Origin of the sequence: Streptomyces sp. NPDC091377 (assembly GCF_044757045.1) — a bacterium.
GTDB lineage: Bacteria > Actinomycetota > Actinomycetes > Streptomycetales > Streptomycetaceae > Streptomyces.
The window spans coordinates 85,752-105,799 of record NZ_JBIVUE010000014.1 but is presented as its reverse complement, the minus strand read 5'-3'; the positions used below and the strand labels follow the sequence as shown (position 1 = coordinate 105,799).

Genomic DNA, 20,048 nt, shown 5'->3' with positions numbered 1-20,048 from the left:
GTGGAGGTGCAGCGTGAGTGAGCCGCGGTCAGCGCCGACGGTCGGCCAGGTCGTCCTCGGCCGACGCCTGCTGGACCTACGGGAGAACGCCGGGCTCAAGCGCGAGGAGGCCGCCAAGATCCTCCGCGTCGCGCCCGCCACGGTCCGCCGTATGGAGATGGCCGAGGTCGCGCTCAAGATCCCGTACCTCCAGCTGCTCCTGAAGGCGTACGGCATCCCGGAGGACGAGGCGGACGCGTTCGTCCAGCTCGCCGAGGAGGCGAACAAGCCCGGCTGGTGGCAGCGGTTCCACGACATCCTGCCCGGCTGGTTCTCCATGTACGTCAGCCTGGAGGGCGCCGCCCGGCTGATCCGCAGCTACGACCCGCACTTCGTGCCCGGACTGCTCCAGACCGAGGACTACGCGCGCGGGGTGCTCAAAGCGGGCGCCGTCGGGCAGACCCGCCCCGACGACATCGAACGCCATGTCGCCCTGCGCATGCAGCGCCAGGCCCTGCTCACCCGCGAGGACGCGCCCCGGCTGTGGGTCGTCATGGACGAGACGGCGCTGCGCCGCTCGGTCGGCGGCCCCGAGGTGATGCGCGCCCAGATCGACCGGCTGCTGGAGGCCACGGAGCTGTCGCACATGACGCTCCAGCTCATCCCCTTCGCGTCCGGGCCCCACCCCGGTACGTACGGACCCTTCGTCCTCTTCCGATTCGCCATGCCCGAACTTCCGGACATGGTCTACAGCGAGTACCTGACCGGCGCCGTCTATCTGGACGCGCGCGCCGAGGTAGCCACCTACCTGGAGGTCATGGACCGCATGGCGGCGCAGGCCGCTACGGCACAACGCACGAAGGAGATCCTCAGGGATCTCCGCAAGGAGCTGTGAATGGATGGCACCACGTCCCAGCCGAAGCCGCTGAGCCGCGTCGCGCGGATCTACAACGGCATGCCCGCGCGGGAGCTGGGCAGCGAAGGCTGGCACAAGCCGTGGAGCGGCGGCAACGGGGGCAACTGCCTTGAGGCGATGAAGCTCGCCGACGGTCGGATCGCGGTCCGGCAGTCCACCGACCCCGACGGGCCGGCCCTGATCTACACCACCGACGAGATGACGGCGTTCATCGAGGGCGCCAAGGCGGGGGAGGCCGACTTTCTGCTCTCCTGACCGGTGTTGCTGATTTTTTGCTTCTCAACTCCCTTAATTTGGCACTGAATTGGACACCTTGTAGTGGGCTCCGAGCACTGACCGTACTGTACCGATCATCGTCGTATCGTTCGACCTTTTCGCAACTGATCGACTCCGCATCGTGACGCAGGGGCCGCCCGAACCTCCGGGCGGTCCCTCTCTCTGTCGGGGCCGCGGGCCGAACTGCGGGCCGAACCGCGGGCCGACCACAGGCCGACGCGCTCAGGGCTGGGGTGGCGGCAGCACCTCGCACAGGGCCTCCAGCGCCGCGGCGTACGCGTGTTCCGGCGGGGTCGCATACCCGACGACGAGGCCGTCGGTGACCATTCCGCCGGCGGCGGGTCTGTCTGCGGCGGGTCTGTCCCCGGTCGGGCTGCCTGCGGTCGGTCTGTCGGTGTGCGGTCCATGAGTGGGCGGTCCATGAGTGGGCAGTGCGTGGGCGGGCAGTGCGTGGGCGGGCAGTGCGTGGGCGGACGGCCCGTCGGTGGCCCGGGGTGGTGCCGCGCGGTGGCGGAACGCGGGGTGGCGGAACGCGGACAGGCCGTCCAGGGCCACGCCCTGCCACGCGGCGGCCTTGACGGCGGACGCCTCCGTGCCCGGCGGCAGCCTCAGCACGGCGTGCAGCCCGGCCGCCACCCCGGTCACCTCGATGTGCGGCGCCCGCTCGGCGAGCGCGGCGACCAGCCGGTCCCGGCGACCCCGGTAGCGCTGCCGCATACGCCGCACATGACGGTCGTACGCGCCGCAGCGGAGGAAGTCGGCGAGGGCCAGCTGGTCCAGGACGCTCGCCCACGCCTCCCGTTCGCCCTTGGCGGTGACGACGTCCGCGACGTACCGCTCGGGCAGCACCATCCAGCCCAGGCGCAGCGCGGGGGACAGGCTCTTGCTGACCGAGCCGATGTAGATGACGTGCTCGGGGTCGAGCCCCTGCACCGCGCCGACGGGTCTTCTGTCGTACCGGAACTCGCCGTCGTAGTCGTCCTCCAGGACCACGCCGCCCCGCGCGCGTGCCCACTCGATCACCGCCGCGCGGCGCGTCGCGTGCAGCGGGCCGCCGGTCGGGAACTGATGGGCGGGTGTCAGCAGGGCCGCCCGCTCCCGGCCCAGGTGGTCCACCCGCGCCCCGTGCTCGTCCAGCGGCAGTGGAACGGTCCGTACGCCCGCCTCCGCCAGCAGCGCCCGGTGGAAGCCGAGGCCGTACTCCTCCACGGCCAGCGGGCCGCGCAGGACGCGCCCCTGGAACAGCAGCCGCAGGGCGTGGGCGAAGCCCGAGCAGACGACGATCCGGTCGGGTTCGGCGCGTACGCCACGCGCGCGGGCGAGGTATTCGGCGAGCGCCAGACGCAGTTCCGGGCGGCCCGCCGGGTCACCCGGCCCGAAAGCCTCGTTCGGCGCCTGCTGGAGCGCCCGCCGGTACGACGTGCTCCAGGCCGCGCGGGGGAACGACGACGCGTCCGGGGTGCCCTGGAGCAGGTGATGGCGTGATCCCCGCGCGCGTGGAGGGGGCGTTCGGGGCGTTCGTGCGGCGCGTCGGGAGGATTCCGCGGGGTGCGGGGCCGCTCTGCCTGTGGCGGGGCGCGGCGATCCCGTGGCGGGGCGTGGCGACCCCGTGGCGGCGGGTCGCGGCGATCCCGTGGTGGGGCGTGGGGGTGCGGCCGGGCGCATCGCGACCCGGGTGCCGGATCCCTGCCGGGCGGTGAGCCACCCCTCCGCCACCAGTTCCGCGTAGGCGTCGGCGACCGTGTTGCGGGCGACGCCCAGGTCTGCGGCGAGCGAGCGGTAGGGCGGCAGCCGGGTGCCCGGCGCCAGTCGCCCACTGCGTACGGCGTCCCGCAGCGCCCGGATCAACGCCGCCCGCCGCCCACCCGGACCGGTCAGCTCCAGATGCAGGTCAGCACCGATGCGCTCCGCTGAATTGACCCATGATTCCGCCATGAAATTGCACCCTACAGGGGGTCTTTCAGGCACGTAGGTTGGTGGACATGACGACGAACACCGCAGACCAGGCCCACACCGTGCACGCGGCGGAGAAGGCCCCCACGCCCCGGACGCCGCAGACGCCCCGGATCGACCTCGCGCGAACCGCCCCGAAGGTCTTCCGCGCGATCATCGGTCTGGACGCCGCCGCCCGCGAGGGACTCGACCCCGCCCTGGTCGAGCTGATCCAGATCCGTGCCTCGCACCTCAACCACTGCGCCTACTGCCTCCACATGCACACCAACGACGCCCGCAAGGCCGGTGAGAGCGAGGACCGGCTCCACATGGTCGCCGTGTGGCGCGAGGCCGGGCACTTCTTCACCGCGCGTGAGCGGGCGGCGCTCGCGCTGACGGACGCGATCACGCTGGTCGCGGACGGTGGCGTCCCCGACGAGGCGTACGCCGGGGCCGCCGCCGCGTTCGACGAGCGGGAACTGGCCCAGGTGATCTCGCTGATCCTCACCATCAACACATGGAACCGGGTGGCCCTGGCGACCGGAAAGGTGGCGGGGACGGACGAGCGGCGCTGACGGCCCACGGCCCACGGCCCACGGCCGACGGCGTCGGGCTCGGCTCGGGCTCGCCTCGGCTCGGGCTCGGCTCGGGTCGCCTCGCCTCGGCTCGCTCAGACGGTCATCGGGCGGTCGTACGGCGATATCGGCGTCGGCAGGGTCGAGGTGCCGGTGAGGGCGTGGTCGACGGCCGCCGCCACCGCCCGGCCCTCCGCGATGGCCCAGACGATCAGGGACTGCCCGCGCGCGGCGTCACCCGCGGCGAACACGCCGGGGACGTTGGTCGCGAAGTCCCGGTCACGGTTGATGGTGCCGCGGGGGTCCATGGCCAGCCCGAGCTGGTCCACGATCCCGTCGGCGCGGTCCGGCCCGGAGAAGCCGAGGGCGAGCAGCACGAGGTCGGCGGGGAGAGTCCGGCCGCTGCCCGGAAGGGGGCGGCGCGCGGCGTCGACCTCGACCAGACGCAGCGAACGCACCCTGCCCTCGGCGTCCCCGGTGAAGCGGAGCGTGGACGCCGCGAACAGCCGGGCGTCGGCATCGGCCGCGGGCGCCGTACGCAGCTCTCCGGCCTCCTCGTGGGCGGCCGACAGCCGGTAGATCCTCGGGTACGTCGGCCAGGGCTCGGCGTCCTCGTCGCGCTCGGTGCCGGGTTGCGCGTAGATGTCGAGCTGGGTGACGGACGCGGCCTGTTCGCGCACGGCCGTGCCGAGGCAGTCGGCCCCCGTGTCACCACCGCCGACGATCACGACATGCTTGCCGGCGGCCGACAGCGGTGAGGTCTCCAGGTCGCCCTCGCAGACGCGGTTGGCGAGCGGAAGGTACTCCATCGCCTGGTGTATGCCGGTCAGTTCGCGGCCCGGGACGTCCAGCTCACGCCACGCGGTCGCTCCGGTGGCGATCACCACGGCGTCGTAGCGGGTACGGAGTTCGTCGGCCCGGATGTCCCGGCCGACCACCGTCGACGTACGGAACTTCGTCCCCTCCGCGCGCATCTGCGCCAGCCGCCGCTCCAGATGGTGCTTCTCCATCTTGAACTCGGGGATGCCGTACCGCATGAGCCCGCCGAGCCGGTCGTCCCTCTCGAACACGGCGACCGTGTGCCCCGCGCGCGTGAGCTGCTGCGCGGCGGCGAGTCCGGTGGGGCCGGAGCCGATCACCGCGACGGTCCACCCCGAGAGCCGGTCGGGCGGGCGGGGCGGCGCGAGACCGTCCGTCCAGGCGCGATCGGCGATGGCGCACTCGACGTTCTTGATGGTCACGGCCGGCTGATTGATGGCGAGCACACACCCGGCCTCGCACGGCGCCGGACACAGGCGGCCGGTGAACTCGGGAAAGTTGTTCGTCGCGTGCAGCCGGTCGGACGCGGCCCGCCAGTCCTCGCGCGAGACGAGGTCGTTCCACTCGGGGATCAGATTCCCGAGCGGACACGCGTCATGGCAGAAGGGGATGCCGCAGTCCATGCAGCGATCCGCCTGCGCGCTGACGATCGGCAGCAGCGCGCCCGGGACGTACACCTCGTGCCAGTCGCGCACCCGCTCCCCGACGGGCCTGCGCGGCCACTCCTGCCGGGGCGTGTTCATGAAACCCTTGAGGTCTGCCATGGCCGTCTTCCTCGGGGGTGGGTGACGGGCCGTGCGGGGAGGGTGATGCCTGGGTGTGCTCGGTGCTCGGTGCTCGGTGCTCGGTGCTCGGTGCTCGGTGCTCCGTGTCCGTGCTCGGTGTCCGTGCTTGGTGCTCCGTGCCCGGTGTCGGGGGGATGGCGCCGCCGGGTGCAGGAACGGTGCAGGACGGTTCTCGGGGCCCAGGGCGGCTCTCCCTGCCCCTTCGGCCACCATACGACCGTCCGCCACCCACGACGACTCCTCGGGGACCCGACGATCCGGGCGGTGGCCGACAACCGGCCCCCAGGCGGACGAGACGATCCAGGTGATTTAGGTGATCCAGGTGATTTAGGTGATCTAGGCGATGGCCAGCACGTAGCAGATCGCGGCGGCGGCCGAGGCGACGGTGCGGACGTGGTTCCAGAAGGTCCACTCCCGCAGGTACGTCGACCAGTACGACGACGCCTCCGCCGTACCGGCCTCCAGCTTCGCCAGAGCCTCGTTGCGCGGCACGTTCGCCACGATCGTCAGCCCGAAGGTGCCGAACAGGTACAGCGCGCTGCCCAGCAGCAACTCGACCGTGCCCTCGTCCGGCCACAACACGAACGTCACCACCGCGATCACCGCGCTCAGCACCGCCGTACCCGCGAACACGGTCATGAACGGAGGTCTGACCGCCGTCACGTTGATCGACTGCATCGCGGCGACGCCCTGAGCGGGCGGCAACCCGGCCAGCCCTCGCATCACGAAGGTCGAGAAGCCGCAGAAGACTCCGGCGATCAGGCCCGTGCCGAGCACGCCCAGCATCGTCAGCACGAAGTACGGTCCCTCGATCATCTCGACTCCCACGTCCACTCCTGCGAAGTACCGGGCCCGGCCAGGCCCGGCCGTTCCATCCGTACCAGCCGTTCCAGCCGTCTCCTCCAGTCAATGCCCACCCGCCCCTCCGCAACATGGCCGAACGGCGCGGGGACATACGCGAGCGTCCAGGGCCGCCGGCCGGACGAAGCCGTTCCGCCCGGCGACCGAGCGACCGAGCGACCGAGCGACTGGTCGAGTGGACGGCTGAGGGACCGGGCGACTGGGCGACTGGGCGGGGTGAGTGATCGGGCGGCCGGGCGGCCGGGCGACCGGGACTCCTTGGGCCCGCCCCGCGCGATGACCGATCATGGCCGGGTGCGACTCGAAGCGATCACCTGGGACCGGCTCGCCGATCTACTGGCCGACCGGCTGCTCGACCTGCAACCGGCCGACGGCAGCCCCTGGCCCCGGATCGCCTTCGACGGCGCCCCGGCGGCCGACCCGGGAGCCCTCGCCGAACGGGTCGGAGAGGCCCTGCGCGTCCGGGGCCGACCGGCGCTCGCCGTGGCGACCCAGGGCTTCCTGCGCCCCGCCTCCCTGCGCCTGGAGCACGGCCGCCATGACGTGGACGCCTACTACGACGGCTGGTTCGACAGCGGCGCCCTCTGGCGCGAGGTGTTCAACCCGCTCGAACCCGACGGCGACGGCCGCGTCCTGCCCGACCTGCGCGACCCCGTCACCGACCGCGCCACGCGCAGCCCCTACGTCCGACTCCCGCCCGGCGGGGCGCTGTTGCTGCACGGCCCCCTGCTCCTGCGGCACTGGTTCCCCTTCGACCTCACCGTCCATGTCCTCCTCTCCCCGGCGGCCCTGCGCCGCCGCACCCCCGAGGCCGACCACTGGACCCTGCCCGCCTTCGCACGCTACGAGGACGAGACCGACCCCGCCGCCACCGCCGACGTCCTCGTCCGTGCCGACGACCCACGCCACCCGGCCTGGAACGGTTGAGCCCGCTGAGCCCGTTGAGCCCGTTGAGCCGTTGAGCCGCACCAGTCTCACGAAAACAGCACTCTATGCGCGTGCATATACATAAGCTGTGCCCATGACTGCGTCCACTACCCCCGTCACCTTCGACGACTCCGTCCGCGCCCTCCTCGACGGCAAGAACTTCGCCGGTGTCGCCACCCTCGGCCCCGACGGCGCTCCACAGAACTCGGTCGTCTGGATCAAACGCGACGGCGACACCGTCCTGTTCTCCTCCCTCGACGGCCGTCAGAAGGTGCGCAACCTGCGCCGCGACCCGCGCATCAGTCTCTCCGTCTACGACATCACCAACCCCTACACCTCCATCGAGATCCGCGGTACCGCCGAGATCCTCCCCGACGAGGGCAAGCGCCTCCCGCTTGAGCTGTCGCACAAGTACCTCGGCGTCGACCCGCCCGCCGAGAAGGACGACGAGACCCGGGTCATCATCCGCGTCGTGCCGCACAAGGTCATCGGTTTCGCTGCCTGACCGGCGTCTTCGGTCCCGTCGCCCGACCCGGTGTCCCCGGTGCCCGCCCGCTCCGGGTGCGGGTGCCCGGCGGCCCGGCGAGAATGAAGGGCGCCGGGACTAGCGGTGCGTCCCGCCCCGCGCCGGCCGTCCGGCAACCGGGAGGTACTTCATGACCACTGCCGGAGACATCATGCACCGTGGTGCCCAGTGGATCCCCGTTCACGAGACCCTCGACCGCGCCGCCCAGCTGATGCGTGATCTCAATGTCGGCGCCCTGCCCATCGGCGATCCGGACGACCGGCTCTGCGGCATCCTCACCGACCGCGACATCGTGGTCGGCTGTGTGGCCATGGGCCACGATCCGGCCAAGGTCACCGCGGGCGAGATGGCCCAGGGCACCCCCCGCTGGATCGACTCGGGCGCCGATGTCAGCGAGGTGATCCACGAGATGCAGGAGCACCAGATCCGCCGCCTGCCGGTCATCGAGGACAAGCGCCTCGTCGGCATGATCAGCGAGGCCGACCTGGCCCAGCATCTGACGGACGACCAGATCGGCTCCTGGGCCGAACGCGTCTACGCCAGGAGCACCGTGAGCTGAGAAGAGCGGTCGGGCAACGGGACAGGACGGGGCGTGGCGGGCCCGGGCGGCCGGAGTATCGGACGGACGCGACAGACCGCCCGAGCCTCTTCCGGTGTGACCTGTGACCCGTGACCTGTGACCCGTGACCTGTGACCCGTGATCTCTGGGCCCCGATCCGACGCCTGGGTTCCGTCCCAGAGATCACAGCCACCCGTTGCGCCGGAACCCCCGGTACAACGTCACGCAGGCCACGGATATGACGGCGATGACCATGCCGTAGCCATAGCGCCAGCCCAGCTCCGGCATGTGCTCGAAGTTCATCCCGTACATCCCGCAGACCATCGTCGGCACGGCGATGATCGCGGCCCAGGCGGTGATCTTCCGCATGTCCTCGTTCTGCGCCACCGTCACCTGCGCCAGATGCGCCTGCAGAATCGAGTTGAGCAGCTCGTCGAAGGCGGCGATCTGATCCGTGGCCCGCTGCTGATGGTCGGAGACATCGCGGAAGTACGCCTGTATCTCCGCGTCGACGATGCGATGGGTCCGGTCGGACAGTTCGAGCAGCGGACGGCCCAGCGGCACCACCGCCCGCTTCAGTTCGAGCAGTTCACGCTTGAGCTGGTAGATCCGGCCGGGGTCCGCCCGGGCGCCGTTCTCCGCGAAGACATCCGTCTCCACCTGGTCGATGTCCTCCTGCATCGACTCCACGACATTCAGATACTCGTCCACCACATGGTCCGCCACCGCGTGCAGCACCGCCGAGGGGCCCTTGGCCAACTGCTCGGGATCCGACTCCAGCTCCTCGCGCAGCGGCCCGAGCGAACCATGGCTGCCGTGCCGCACCGTGATGGCGAAGTCCTTGCCGACGAACACCATGATCTCGCCGGTGTCCACCACCTCACTGGTCGCGGTCAGCTCCTCGTGCTCCACATAGCAGACCGTCTTGAACACCGCGAACAGCGCTTCCCCGTACCGCTCCACCTTCGGCCGCTGATGGGCCTCGACGGCGTCCTCCACGGCCAGCGGATGCAGATCGAACAGCTCGGCTATCCCCGCGAACTCCCTGGTCGTCGGCTCATGCAGCCCCAGCCACACAAACCCGTCGCCCGTCCTGCGCACCCGCTCCACCGCGGTCACCAGATCCACGCACGCCGGAACCCGACGACCGCGCTCGTACGCCACGCAGTTGACCACCGAGGAGCCCAGCGGCGAACGGGCCGGGTGGCTCAGATCCACCCTTGGTCGCCGTCGCGCCAGCCGCGCCACCCTGCGAAGGCCGTCGACCGTGCCGAGGCTCGTCACCTTCCGCAGATTCCCTGCCATGGACATCGTGCTCTCCCCACCTGGATTCCCCCGCACAGCGTCTCCGCCGCCCTGTCGCGCCAGTCTGCCAGCCCGGAGTCAACCGTGGGGAAGCCTGTGGAAACGGCACATTCCGCTTGGTTCCCGCCTGTGGACAAGCACGTTCACCCACCGCCCCGATCCCTCCGGGGCGGCCCGCGAGGTGCACCTCACCGGGGCAACCGGAGCATCGACAACCTCCCTTAATCGGAACAACTGGGATGATCAGCACATGACTCGCCCCATGCTCCCCACCGACGGGTACCTCCTCGACAACCGCCGGGCGGAGGCGGGCGAGCGCTTCGCGGCCCTCGCCACGCTGTTCGACCCCTCGACCTTCCGGCACCTCGAACGATGCGGCGTCGGCCCCGGATGGCGCTGCTGGGAGGTGGGCGCGGGCGGCACCTCCGTGATCTCCTGGCTGGCCAAGAAGGTAGGGCCGACCGGCAAGGTCGTCGCCACCGACATCGACACCGCCTGGATCTCCTCCGCCGCGCGCCCGCCGGTCGAGGTCCGCCGCCACGACGTGGCCACCGACGACCCGCCGGAGGAGGGCTTCGACCTGGTGCACGCACGGCTCGTCCTGCTCCATGTCCCGGACCGCGAGCGCGCCCTGCGCTCCATGGTCCGCGCCCTGCGCCCCGGGGGCCGGCTCCTGATCGAGGACGCCGACCCCGGACTCCAGCCGCTGCCGTGCCCCGACGCACACGGCCCCGAGCAGCACCTGGCGGACCGGCTCCGCCAGGCCGTACGCCGACTGCTCGGCGACCGCGGTGCCGACCTCGCCTACGGCCGTACCCTGCCGAGGCTGCTCCGCGAGGCCGGGCTGCGTCACGTGGAGGCCGACGGCTACTTCCCCGTCGCCTCACCCGCCTGCGACACCCTGGAGTCGGCCACCGTCCGTCTGGTCCGCGACGCCCTCGTCAAGGCCGGCCTCGCCACGGACGAGGAGATCGACCGCCATCTGGCCAACATCGCCACAGGCACCCTGGACCTGGCCACGGCCCCGATGATCTCGGCGTGGGGGAGGACGGCATGACCGCGCGGAGACGGCCGTAGAACCGATGCCCCCGCGCCCGGGCCGACGTACCGCCACGACCGACGGACCACGAGCCTGGGAACGCACCCCGGGCCGGGGAGCGGACCCCGGGCCGAGCCCCACCCAGACGCCCCACCACCACCTCACCCCACCTCTCACCCTGCCCCACCCCACCCCACCCCACCCCTCACCTCATCCCCACCGGCCTCCCTCCCACCCCCTCGACCGCCACCGCGCCCGCGCGGCAACCCTCCGTCACCGCCGGCTCGACGTCCGCCCCGGCCACCAGCGCCGCGAGGAACGCGCCCGTGAAGGCGTCCCCGGCGCCGGTCGTGTCCCGGGGTGCCGCCGGAACGGCCGCTACCCGCGCCCGCACCTCGCCCGACCGCGCGATCAACGCGCCTTCCGCCCCCAGCTTGGCGACCACCAGCGGGAAGCGGTGGCTCAGTTCGGCCGCCGCGGCCCCCGCGTCCGGCGCCCCCGCCAGCAGACACGCCTCCGCCCTGCTCGGCAGCAGCACGTCCACACCCCCGACCCGGGCGAGGAACCGCTCGGGGCCCAGTTCCTCCAGGAACCCCACCGACGCCGGGTCCAGACTCACCGGTACGCCCCTCGCCCGCGCCGACTCCAGCGCCACCGCCACCAACGCCCGCCCCGAATCCGAGAACAGCAGATAGCCCGACAGATGCAGTCGTACGACGCCGTCGAGCAACGCGTCCGACCAGTCACCGGGACCGATGCGCAACGACGCCCCGCTGTCGGTCAGAAAGGTCCGCTCGGCCTCGGCACCCGTGTCCACCAGGCAGATCACCGTCCCGGTCGGCGCCCCCGGGTCCACGACCAGCCGCGGCCGTACCCCGCTCGCCGCCAGTTCCCGCTCGTGCCACTGGGCGGCGTCCGCGCCGACCCGCCCCAGCAGCCGTACGTCCGCACAGCCCCAGTGGGCCGCCCAGCAGGCGACGTTGGCGCCCGCGCCGCCGGGCACGGTCCGGATCACGGCACCCGTGTCCGTACCGGCCGCCAGTGGCCCGCGATGCCGCGCCACCACGTCCGTGATGACATCCCCGACGATGAGCAACGCCCCGGGCCCGACCCCGGCCCCGCTCACGTCACCTCGGTCCAGGCCGCCGCGATCTCCGCCGCCAGCCGTACGTTCCCGCGCACCGCCGCCAGATTGGCCTCCAGGGAGGCGCCGTCCGTGTGCCGCATCAGATGGTCGAGCAGGAACGGGGTGACGGCCTGCCCGCTGACGCCCTCCGCGTCGCACGCGCGCAGCGCGTCGGCCAGGACGCGCGCGTGGAGCGCGGGATCCAACTGGTCCTCCTCCGGCACCGGATTGGCGACGATCAGTGCCGCGTCGGGCCCGTCGAGCAGATCCTGCGCCCTCATGACCTCGGCCACCCGCTCGGGCGTGTCGATCCGCCAGTCCACGGGGTGACCGGAGTCGGAGAGATAGAAACCGGGGAAACGGTCCGTGCCGTAGCCGGCGACCGCCACCCCGAGCGTCTCCAGCCGTTGCAGCGTCGCCGGGACGTCGAGGATCGACTTGACGCCCGCGCACACCACCGTGATGCGGGTGCGGGCGAGCAGCCCCAGATCGGCCGACTCGTCCTGCGTCACCGTCCACTCCCGGTGCACCCCGCCGAGCCCGCCCGTCGCGAACACCCTGATGCCCGCGAGCGCCGCCAGCAGGGCCGTCGCCGACACCGTCGTGGCACCGCTCGCCCCCGACGCCACCGCGAGCGGCAGATCCCGGTGGCCCAGCTTGCGGATCCCGTCCTCGGTGGCGATCCGCTCCAACCGCTCCTTGTCCAGCCCGATGTGCGCCCGCCCGTCCAGCACGGCGATCGTGGCCGGTACGGCACCCTGCCGCCGGACGAGCGCCTCCAGTTCCTCCGCCACCCGCAGATTGCGCGGACGCGGCAGCCCGTGCGCGATGATCGTCGACTCCAGGGCCACCACAGGTCGCCGCTCGGCGACCGCCTCGCGCACCTCCTCCGACACCACCAACGTCACGTCCGCCTCCCGTCAGTCGTCCTGCCTCATCTCTGGCGGGTGGCGGACACCCTCAAACCCGTGACCCGCGCCGGACGGCGGGAGACCGACGGAACACCCCGCCCGTCACACGGGCCGCACGCCCTGGAGCGCACCGTGCGGATCGAGGACGTACTTCCGGCTCGCGCCCTGGTCGAACTCGGCGTAGCCGCGCGGCGCGTCGTCCAGGCCGATCACGGTCGCGTTGACCGCCTTGGCGATATGCACCCGGTCATGGAGGATCGCCATCATCAGACCCCGGTGGTAGCGCATCACCGGGCACTGACCGGTCGCGAACCGGTGGCTCTTCGCCCAGCCCAGCCCCAGCCGCACCTTCAGCGTCCCGGACTTCGCGTCCGCGTCGACCCCACCGGGGTCGTCCGTCACATACAGGCCCGGAATGCCCAGGGCGCCGCCCGCGCGCGTGAGCCCCATCAGCGAGTTGAGGACCGTGGCGGGCGCCTCGGGGGCGTCGTGACCGTGGGCGCGCGCCTCGAAGCCGACCGCGTCGACCGCCGCGTCCACCTCCGGCTCCCCGATGATCTGCGCGATCTGCTCGCCCACGTCGCCCTGCGAGACATCGACCGTCGCACAGCCGAAACTGCGTGCCTGCGCGAGCCGCTCGGCGTTGAGGTCCCCCACGATGACCACCGCAGCGCCGAGCAGTTGGGCCGAGGCCGCCGCCGCCAGCCCCACCGGGCCCGCCCCGGCGACGTACACCGTCGACCCGACGCCCGCGCCCGCGGTGACCGCGCCGTGGAAACCGGTCGGGAAGATGTCCGAGAGCATCGTGAGATCCAGCAGCTTCGCCCGCGCCTGGTCCGGGTCCGGGAACCGCAGCAGATTGAAGTCCGCGTACGGCACCATCACGTACTCGGCCTGTCCGCCGACCCAGCCACCCATGTCGACATAGCCATAAGCGGCGCCCGGTCGGGCCGGGTTGACGTTCAGGCAGATCCCGGTGTCGCGCTCCTTGCAGTTGCGGCACCGGCCGCAGGCGATGTTGAACGGTACGGAGACCACGTCACCGACGTCGATGAACTCGACGTCCGGCCCGCGCTCGACCACCTCCCCGGTGATCTCGTGTCCCAGGACCAGCCCCTCGGGCGCCGTCGTCCGCCCGCGCACCATGTGCTGGTCGCTTCCGCAGATGTTGCTGGCGAGCACTTTGAGGATCACCCCGTGCCGGCAGTGGCGGCCCACGTTCGCGGGTGCCACTCCCGGACCGTCCCGGAGTTCGAGGCCCGGGTAGTCGATGGTTCTGACCTCGACGGTGCCCGGCTTGATGTACGCGACTGCCCTGTTTCCGCTCATGCCTGATCGCCGTCCCTTCGGCTCCGGGCCTTCCCGGACGCCAGTCGGATGCCAGCGGCTGTGCGCACGTCCGAGTCTGCTACCGGCGGCGCCGCCCTGCCACCTGTCGGACGGCCCCCGACACGGTACGGCCCGGCCTGAACACGGGATCAGAACAACGGCTCGGGAAGCACCCCTTCCAGGGCGAGCAGCTTCCGCTTGGTCTCCAGACCGCCCCCGAAGCCCCCGATGCCGCCGTCTCTCTCCACCACCCGGTGGCAGGGCACCACCACGGGCAGGGGATTCGAGCCCATCGCCACGCCGACCGCCTGGGCGGCGCCGGGCTGACCGACACGGCCGGCGAGATCGCCGTAGCCGACCACCGCCCCGTACGGCACACCGGAGGCCAGCTCCCGCAGCACCTGCCGGTTGAAGCCCGAGATCAGCGACCAGTCCAGCGGCAGCTCGAAGTCCTGCCGATCACCCGTGAAATACGCCCTGAGCTGGCGTATCGGCTCGGCCAGCAACGGCGAGTCCGGCGCCTCGACCGGGGCGGTGCCCAGCCGGGAGGCGAGCCGGTCGAGCGCCGCGTCCCGCACGGCGTCGGTGGCGTGGAAGACGACGTTGACCAGGCCCTCCGGGGTGGCGGCCAGCAGCAGCGGACCGATGTCGCTGCCGACCACCGCCCACACGACCCGCTGCTCGTACTGCCCATCGCTGTTCATGAGCCCACCGTACGACCCACCACTGACAACGCCGCCCGCCGCACGTGTCCGGGGACCTGCCGGCTACCGGCTACCCCCCGGTCACGGGACCGGGGGGCCTCAGCGGCCGTCCACCGCCCGCTCCACCACGTCCGGCTTGTTGGTGATGATCCCGTCCACCCCGGACCCGGCCATCGTGCGGGCGCGGTCCGCGTCGTCCACGGTCCAGGTGAAGACCTCCAGCGACCGGCCGTGCGGACCCTTGAGGGCTTGGACTGCCGCGACGTAGTCCGCTGTCACCGTGGTGTGCGAGGGGTTGATCTGGTCGGTGAACCGGGCGTACTCCGCGAGCCGGTCCACCGCCGGAGTGCCCAGGAAGCCGGTCTTCACGGCGGGTTTCACCTCGTGCACGGTCCGGATACTGTCCGCGCTGAAGCTCTGCACGACCAGCCGCTTCGACACCTGCCGCCGCTCCAGCCAGCCCTCGTTCGCGAGCACCTCCAGCGTGTCGCGCTCGATGCCCGGGTAGAGCTGCGGATGCTTGATCTCCAGCAGCAGCTTCTGGTCGTGGCGGTCGATCCGCCGCAGGAACTGCTTCAGCGTCGGCACGCGCGCGCCCGCGTAGCGCGCGCCGAACCAGCTCCCGGCGTCCAGGCGCGCTATCTCCGCCGCGGTGAAGTCCTTGACCTTCCAGGGCGCCCGGTCGGGGAAGACCTGCTCGACGTCGGTGGTGCGGGCCAGGCTGTCGTCGTGCAGGACGACCAGCTCGCCGTCCCTCGTGCGCTGGACGTCGTTCTCCACCCAGGTGATGTCCAGCTCGGCGGCCTTGTCGACGGCGGCCAGCGTGTTCTCGGGCGCGTAGGCGGAGGCCCCGCGATGGGCGATCACGGTGGGACCGTCCCCACCCGCCCGCTCGGCGGCCTGGGCCCCGGAGACGGGCACCACGAGCACGGTTCCCAGAAGTGCGGTCGTGGTGGCGGTGGCGGCGGTAACGCGCGCGTGCATGCGTACTCCTCGCTTCGGCTTGCTCGGCGACTCGTTCCGTACGGTGCGGCTTCGGCTTGCCCGGCGACTCGTTCCGTACGGTGCGATTCGCATCGACGATCACGGACAGCCGCCACTCTGACACCGGATGACCAACAACGAAGGGGTGGGAAATGGATACGAATTGAACGCACTCGCGCAGGGTTCTCACACGCGGAACGCACAAGTGAGATGACGTCGTGCCTGTTTCTCATCTCTTTGTCGGAAAGTCGTTCGATCAGTCCCGGCGAGTCATACTCTCTGCGTCAACCCTGACCGACGGGGCGGTCCGGGGAGGGGGCACACTTCACACAGTTGCGGGACGCAAAGGGCGGAAGGGCAACCGCGCATGCACGGCACGGTCGACGGATTCAACTATGGCCTCGTCACCCCACTGGTGGCCTATCTCATGGCCTGCCTGGGCGGCGCGCTCGGTCTGCGCTGCACCTGCAGGTCCCAGCTCGTCTCCCGCACCTGGCGCCCCGGCTGGCTCGCCCTCGGCTCGGCGGCGATCGGCTCCGGCATCTGGACCATGCACTTCATCGCGATGATGGGCTTCGCGGTAGAGGAGGCGCCGGTCCACTACGACATGCCGACCACGTTCGCCAGCCTCGCCGTCGCCGTCGTGATGGTCGGCGTGGGGATCTTCATCGTCGGCTACAAGGGCGCGCGGGGCACCGCGCTCTTCACCGGCGGCACCCTGACCGGGCTCGGCATCGCCACCATGCACTACCTCGGCATGGCCGGTATGCGCCTGGACGGCACGCTGGAGTACAACACGCTCACCGTCGCCGCCTCCGTCGCCATAGCGATGGCCGCCGCCACCGCCGCCCTGTGGGCCGCGGGACAGGTCCGCGGCCTCCTGTGGAGCGTGGGCGCGAGCCTCGTCATGGGACTGGCCGTCACCGGCATGCACTACACCGGCATGTCCGCCCTCAGCGTCCATCTGCACGGCACCTCCGCCCCCGCCACCGGCGACTCGCCCGCCGAACTGCTCGCCCCCATGCTGATCGGCCCGCTGGTGTTCCTCGTCCTGGCCGCGGCCGTCGTGATCTTCGACCCGCTGCTGTTCGCCGGCCCCCCCGACCGGCCGCGCGCCGAGGAGCGGCCCGGCGTCCCCGCCCACGCCCCCGTCCCGCCCCGCCAGCCCCGCCGCCCCACCCTGGGCCCCCGCCGCGACCCGAAGCCGGATCCGAACCCGAACCCGGATCCGAGCCCGAAGCCGGATCCGAGCCTGAACCCCAACCCCAACCCCAACCCGGACCCGGGTGCGGGCCCGCAACCTGAGCGCGCCCGCACCCCCCAGCGCCACTGATCCACGCCACCCCTCCCCACAGCCCGCACGAAACCGCAGGTCAGCGCCGCCTGCCCGGTCGAACGCCACCGGTTGTCAGTGGTGGGTCGTACGGTGGAACCCATGCGGCCCGTTTCCCAGATCGAACGCACAGCGGCACCCATCAAGGTCGTCAGCTCCTACCAGCCCAACGGCGACCAGCCGACGGCCATCGCCGACCTCGCCCGGCGTATCGAGGCGGGCGAGAAGGACGTCGTCCTGCTCGGCGCCACCGGCACCGGCAAGTCCGCCACCACGGCGTGGATGATCGAAAAGCTTCAGCGCCCCACCCTCGTGATGGCGCCGAACAAGACCCTGGCCGCCCAGCTGGCGAACGAATTCCGCGAGCTGCTGCCGAACAACGCGGTCGAGTACTTCGTCTCGTACTACGACTACTACCAGCCCGAGGCGTACGTCCCGCAGTCGGACACCTACATCGAGAAGGACTCCTCGATCAACGAGGAGGTCGAGCGACTGCGCCACTCCGCGACGAACTCGCTGCTCACCCGGCGTGACGTCGTCGTGGTCGCCTCGGTCTCCTGCATCTACGGCCTCGGCACGCCGCAGGAGTACGTGGACCGCATGGTCCCGCTGAAGGTCGGCGAGGAGATCGACCGCGACCAGCTGCTGCGCCGCTTCGTCGACATCCAGTACACGCGCAACGACGCCGCCTTCACCCGCGGCACCTTCCGGGTCCGCGGCGACACCATCGAGATCTTCCCGGTCTACGAGGAGCTGGCCGTCCGCATCGAGATGTTCGGCGACGAGATCGAGGCCCTGTCCACGCTCCACCCCCTCACCGGCGAGATCATCAGCGACGACGAGTCGCTGTACGTCTTCCCGGCCTCCCACTATGTCGCCGGCCCCGAGCGCATGGAGCGCGCCGTCAACGACATCGAGAAGGAGCTGACCGGGCGCCTCGCCGAGCTGGAGAAGCAGGGCAAGCTCCTGGAGGCCCAGCGCCTGCGCATGCGCACCACGTACGACATCGAGATGCTCCGCCAGATCGGCACCTGCTCCGGCGTCGAGAACTACTCGATGCACTTCGACGGCCGGCTCCCCGGCTCCCCGCCGAACACCCTGCTCGACTACTTCCCGGAAGACTTCCTGCTCGTCATCGACGAGTCCCACGTCACGGTGCCGCAGATCGGCGCGATGTACGAAGGCGACGCCTCCCGCAAGCGCACCCTGGTCGACCACGGCTTCCGACTGCCCTCCGCGCTGGACAACCGCCCGCTGAAGTGGGAGGAGTTCCAGGGCCGCATCGGCCAGACCGTGTATCTGTCCGCCACCCCCGGCCAGTACGAGATGTCCCGCTCCGACGGCGTCGTGGAGCAGATCATCCGCCCCACCGGCCTCGTCGACCCCGAGGTCGTCGTCAAGCCCACCGAGGGCCAGATCGACGACCTGGTGCACGAGATCAGGAAGCGCGTCGAGAAGGACGAGCGCGTCCTGGTCACCACCCTCACCAAGAAGATGGCCGAGGACCTCACCGACTACTTCCTGGAACTGGGCATCCAGGTGCGCTATCTGCACAGCGACGTCGACACCCTGCGCCGCGTCGAACTGCTGCGCGAGCTGCGCGCCGGCGAGTACGACGTCCTGGTCGGCATCAACTTGCTCCGTGAGGGACTCGACCTGCCCGAGGTGTCCCTGGTGGCGATCCTCGACGCCGACAAGGAGGGCTTCCTGCGCTCCGGCACCTCCCTGATCCAGACCATCGGCCGCGCGGCGCGCAATGTCTCCGGCCAGGTCCACATGTACGCCGACAAGATCACCCCGGCGATGGAGAAGGCCATCGACGAGACCAACCGCCGCCGGGAGAAGCAGGTCGCCTTCAACAAGGCCAACGGCGTCGATCCGCAGCCGCTGCGCAAGAAGATCAACGACATCGTGGCCCAGATCGCCCGCGAGGAGGTCGACACCGAGCAGTTGCTCGGCTCCGGCTACCGCAGAGCCGCCAAGGACGGCGGGGGCACCAAGGCACCCGTGCCCTCGCTCGGCAGGGCGGGCACCGGCGCCAAGGCCACCGGATCCGCCAAGGCGGCGAAGGGCAAGGCCCAGGAGACGGTGCCGACCGACCGTCCCGCCGCCGAACTCGCCGGGCAGATCGAGGAGCTGACCGAGCGCATGCGGGCCGCCGCCGGCGACCTCCAGTTCGAGATCGCCGCACGGCTGCGTGACGAGGTGTCGGAGATGAAGAAGGAGTTGCGTCAGATGAAGGAGGCGGGCCTGAGCTGAGGCCCGCCACGGGTGCCGGTCACACCCCGGGTCCGGCACCCTCGGACCGCCCGCCGTAGGGCGGGACGGCCTGTGTTGCAAGACCGACACAAAGTTCGACCGGGGTACGTCACTGTCAGTGCCCCTGCGTAGGGTTCGTGCAACCGCGGCTTCGCGGAACAGGGGACAGCTCGAAAGAGGGGAATCAGCGCGTGACCGTCAACATGACCAAGGGTCAGGCCATCAGTCTGCAGAAGAACGACGGCGGCAGCCTGACCGCGGTGCGCATGGGTCTCGGCTGGCAGGCGGCCCCGCGGCGTGGCCTGTTCGGCTCGCGCACGCGGGAGATCGACCTGGACGCCTCCGCGGTGCTGTTCGCGGACAAGCAGCCGGTGGATGTCGTCTTCTTCCGTCACCTGGTGAGCGACGACGGCTCGGTGCGCCACACCGGTGACAACCTCGTCGGCGGTGTCGGTCAGGGCGGAGACGACGAGGCGATCCTGGTCGACCTCTCCCGCGTGCCGGTCCACATCGACCAGATCGTCTTCACCGTCAACTCGTTCACCGGTCAGACCTTCCAGGAGGTGCAGAACGCGTTCTGCCGCCTGGTGGACGAGACCAACGGCGATGAGCTGGCCCGCTACACCCTGGCCGGCGGTGGCTCCTACACCGCCCAGATCATGGCCAAGGTGCACCGCACCGGCAGCAACTGGACGATGACGGCGCTCGGCACACCCGCCAACGGCCGCACCTTCCAGGACCTGATGCCGGCCGTCCTGCCGCACCTGTAGGCAAGAGGCGATCAGGGGCCGGTGCCGCCTCCGGGCCGGTGCCGTACACAGGCCGCCCACGACGGACCGGCCGAGACGCGGGGCCCGGCCAGGGCACGGGGCCCGCGTACGCGGTGCGGACCGGCCACCCACG

General features: G+C 71.2%; 19 protein-coding genes. 10 read left to right on the top strand and 9 right to left on the bottom strand.

The annotated features are described in order from the left end of the window. The first annotated feature begins 13 nt into the window (after positions 1 to 13). Both ACIQNG_RS27470 and ACIQNG_RS27465 read left to right on the top strand, forming a co-directional pair. Complete coding sequence (locus ACIQNG_RS27470) at positions 14 to 874, top strand: helix-turn-helix domain-containing protein (RefSeq protein WP_401427342.1); 861 nt, start codon at positions 14 to 16, stop codon at positions 872 to 874. Then, positions 875 to 1,150: a DUF397 domain-containing protein gene (locus tag ACIQNG_RS27465; protein ID WP_401427344.1), complete on the top strand. Its 276-nt coding sequence runs from the start codon at positions 875 to 877 to the stop codon at positions 1,148 to 1,150. Positions 1,151 to 1,393: 243 nt separating this feature from the next. Here the strand turns inward: ACIQNG_RS27465 and ACIQNG_RS27460 are convergent, their stop codons facing one another. Next, positions 1,394 to 3,106: a PLP-dependent aminotransferase family protein gene (locus tag ACIQNG_RS27460; RefSeq protein ID WP_401488663.1), complete on the bottom strand. Its 1,713-nt coding sequence runs from the start codon at positions 3,104 to 3,106 to the stop codon at positions 1,394 to 1,396. A 47-nt stretch (positions 3,107 to 3,153) separates the two neighbouring features. Between ACIQNG_RS27460 and ACIQNG_RS27455 the strand changes: the two genes are divergently transcribed. After that, positions 3,154 to 3,678, top strand: coding sequence for a carboxymuconolactone decarboxylase family protein (locus ACIQNG_RS27455; RefSeq protein WP_401488661.1), 525 nt, complete (start codon positions 3,154 to 3,156; stop codon positions 3,676 to 3,678). Positions 3,679 to 3,773: 95 nt separating this feature from the next. On the opposite strand, the gene ACIQNG_RS27450 is transcribed toward ACIQNG_RS27455, so the two are convergent. Both ACIQNG_RS27450 and ACIQNG_RS27445 read right to left on the bottom strand, forming a co-directional pair. Further along, on the bottom strand, positions 3,774 to 5,261 hold the full coding sequence (locus ACIQNG_RS27450) for a glutamate synthase subunit beta (protein WP_401427353.1): 1,488 nt from the start codon (positions 5,259 to 5,261) through the stop codon (positions 3,774 to 3,776). Positions 5,262 to 5,618: 357 nt separating this feature from the next. Next, entirely contained in the window at positions 5,619 to 6,098 is a 480-nt protein-coding gene (locus ACIQNG_RS27445; RefSeq protein ID WP_401488812.1) for a DUF1772 domain-containing protein, read from the bottom strand. 339 nt (positions 6,099 to 6,437) lie between these two features. On the opposite strand from ACIQNG_RS27445, the gene ACIQNG_RS27440 reads away from it, so the two are divergent. The 3 genes from ACIQNG_RS27440 to ACIQNG_RS27430 all read left to right on the top strand — a co-directional run bounded on the left by ACIQNG_RS27440 (position 6,438) and on the right by ACIQNG_RS27430 (position 8,155). Continuing rightward, positions 6,438 to 7,070, top strand: a complete 633-nt coding sequence (locus tag ACIQNG_RS27440) for a uridine kinase (protein ID WP_401427356.1) — start codon at positions 6,438 to 6,440, stop codon at positions 7,068 to 7,070. A gap of 94 nt (positions 7,071 to 7,164) precedes the next feature. After that, a complete protein-coding gene (locus tag ACIQNG_RS27435) occupies positions 7,165 to 7,575 on the top strand; it encodes a PPOX class F420-dependent oxidoreductase (protein ID WP_401488660.1) in 411 nt (136 codons plus the stop codon). A gap of 151 nt (positions 7,576 to 7,726) precedes the next feature. Then, entirely contained in the window at positions 7,727 to 8,155 is a 429-nt protein-coding gene (locus tag ACIQNG_RS27430; protein WP_401427362.1) for a CBS domain-containing protein, read from the top strand. Between the two features lie 183 nt (positions 8,156 to 8,338). On the opposite strand, the gene ACIQNG_RS27425 is transcribed toward ACIQNG_RS27430, so the two are convergent. Beyond that, positions 8,339 to 9,466: a magnesium and cobalt transport protein CorA gene (locus tag ACIQNG_RS27425; protein WP_401427364.1), complete on the bottom strand. Its 1,128-nt coding sequence runs from the start codon at positions 9,464 to 9,466 to the stop codon at positions 8,339 to 8,341. A 256-nt stretch (positions 9,467 to 9,722) separates the two neighbouring features. On the opposite strand from ACIQNG_RS27425, the gene ACIQNG_RS27420 reads away from it, so the two are divergent. Then, positions 9,723 to 10,517 (top strand): methyltransferase domain-containing protein, encoded by a 795-nt coding sequence (locus ACIQNG_RS27420; RefSeq protein ID WP_401488810.1) that lies wholly within the window; start codon positions 9,723 to 9,725, stop codon positions 10,515 to 10,517. 187 nt (positions 10,518 to 10,704) lie between these two features. On the opposite strand, the gene ACIQNG_RS27415 is transcribed toward ACIQNG_RS27420, so the two are convergent. The 5 genes from ACIQNG_RS27415 to ACIQNG_RS27395 form a co-directional block, all read right to left on the bottom strand. Beyond that, entirely contained in the window at positions 10,705 to 11,625 is a 921-nt protein-coding gene (locus ACIQNG_RS27415) for a carbohydrate kinase family protein (protein WP_401488657.1), read from the bottom strand. Then, positions 11,622 to 12,533 (bottom strand): pseudouridine-5'-phosphate glycosidase, encoded by a 912-nt coding sequence (locus tag ACIQNG_RS27410; RefSeq protein WP_401488656.1) that lies wholly within the window; start codon positions 12,531 to 12,533, stop codon positions 11,622 to 11,624. The genes ACIQNG_RS27415 and ACIQNG_RS27410 overlap by 4 nt, the downstream gene beginning before the upstream one ends. A 105-nt stretch (positions 12,534 to 12,638) precedes the next feature. Continuing rightward, complete coding sequence (fdhA, locus tag ACIQNG_RS27405; protein WP_401488654.1) at positions 12,639 to 13,865, bottom strand: formaldehyde dehydrogenase, glutathione-independent; 1,227 nt, start codon at positions 13,863 to 13,865, stop codon at positions 12,639 to 12,641. A gap of 149 nt (positions 13,866 to 14,014) precedes the next feature. Continuing rightward, a complete protein-coding gene (locus tag ACIQNG_RS27400; RefSeq protein ID WP_401488653.1) occupies positions 14,015 to 14,569 on the bottom strand; it encodes a methylated-DNA--[protein]-cysteine S-methyltransferase in 555 nt (184 codons plus the stop codon). Between the two features lie 99 nt (positions 14,570 to 14,668). Then, the gene (locus ACIQNG_RS27395; protein ID WP_401488651.1) at positions 14,669 to 15,553 is read right to left on the bottom strand and encodes a glycerophosphodiester phosphodiesterase; all 885 of its coding nucleotides are present in this window, start codon (positions 15,551 to 15,553) and stop codon (positions 14,669 to 14,671) included. A 367-nt stretch (positions 15,554 to 15,920) separates the two neighbouring features. Here ACIQNG_RS27395 and ACIQNG_RS27390 point away from each other — a divergent pair, with 367 nt between their 5' ends. From ACIQNG_RS27390 to ACIQNG_RS27380, 3 genes are all read left to right on the top strand, one after another. Further along, positions 15,921 to 16,886, top strand: coding sequence for an MHYT domain-containing protein (locus ACIQNG_RS27390; RefSeq protein WP_401488649.1), 966 nt, complete (start codon positions 15,921 to 15,923; stop codon positions 16,884 to 16,886). Between the two features lie 102 nt (positions 16,887 to 16,988). Beyond that, complete coding sequence (gene uvrB / locus ACIQNG_RS27385; protein WP_401488647.1) at positions 16,989 to 19,145, top strand: excinuclease ABC subunit UvrB; 2,157 nt, start codon at positions 16,989 to 16,991, stop codon at positions 19,143 to 19,145. A gap of 191 nt (positions 19,146 to 19,336) precedes the next feature. Next, positions 19,337 to 19,915: a TerD family protein gene (locus tag ACIQNG_RS27380; protein ID WP_401427384.1), complete on the top strand. Its 579-nt coding sequence runs from the start codon at positions 19,337 to 19,339 to the stop codon at positions 19,913 to 19,915. Positions 19,916 to 20,048: the final 133 nt, after the last annotated feature.